1 protein-coding gene is annotated in these 874 nt (G+C 48.6%); it reads right to left on the bottom strand.

The genetic code is table 11. The annotated features are described in order from the left end of the window. Positions 1 to 763: hypothetical protein (locus ACSZO1_RS22545; RefSeq protein WP_437616622.1), on the bottom strand; the 763-nt coding region annotated here is incomplete at its 3' end. Positions 764 to 874: the final 111 nt, after the last annotated feature.

The raw sequence follows: 874 nt of genomic DNA, 5'->3' as shown, positions 1-874 counted from the left end.
TTCCGGCAGCCTTCAGTGGTCTTTGCAGAGTTAAGACAGGCGGCTTAGCGTTGCACTTCGAACTTGAATCCGCCATTAACGTATTCCCCAGTGGCGACCACCAGGTTAGCACCAGCATAAACAACGACAGGGAAAACAGCAGGCTGGTGACCGACATACTGTCATACAGCGCCATCATCGCCTTACGACGACTGCGCCGGACAACCGGAAAAAATGCACCCCATAGCAGTTGTACAAAATAGGTCACCATCGAAATCAGGCACAGCATAATAATCAGTGAAAATGACCAGCGGGTAAATGTCAGCCTGGCGGGTTCGATATCGAAAGCTTCAAGGATAAACTGCGACGAAAACATATTGGCAAAAAACAGACAGCCGGTGAAACAGAGCACCAGCAGCTTCCAGCTGCGTGCCCGGTTTGCCTCACTGATTTGCCGCTGATGGAAGAAATAATATTCAGCAATCGTCATGCAGATAAACACGCACGCTATCACAAATATGAATCCGGTGCCGCGATTGGCCTCCACCAGCATCATCAGCATGGCGATAAAGAAAAGGAGCAGCGAACAACGTGCGCTCTTAATGATTCCGTGCAGCCGCCCTTTTTTCCCGCGCAGAAAAAAAACATTCAGCTTTTTGCTTTCCCGTTGCTTAAATTTTCCACAGGAAATGTGATAACTGATGATATATGCAACCAGCGTCAGCATGTTGAGAAAAATCGCCAGCGTCAGCAGCCCTTCTGACGGCGTTTTGCGATGGATCATGACGATCACAAAATCAACGATATAGAGAAATATCAGTGGCGGATTCAACTCCGAAGTGCAACGCTAAGCCGCCAATCTTAGCTCTGCAAACACCACAGACGGTTGCCTGAA

The sequence above is a fragment of the Erwinia sp. V71 genome (genome assembly GCF_965644245.1).
Classification (GTDB): Bacteria; Pseudomonadota; Gammaproteobacteria; order Enterobacterales; family Enterobacteriaceae; genus Erwinia.
The sequence above is the reverse complement of the archived record's forward strand: the minus strand, read 5'-3'. Positions and strand labels throughout refer to the sequence as shown.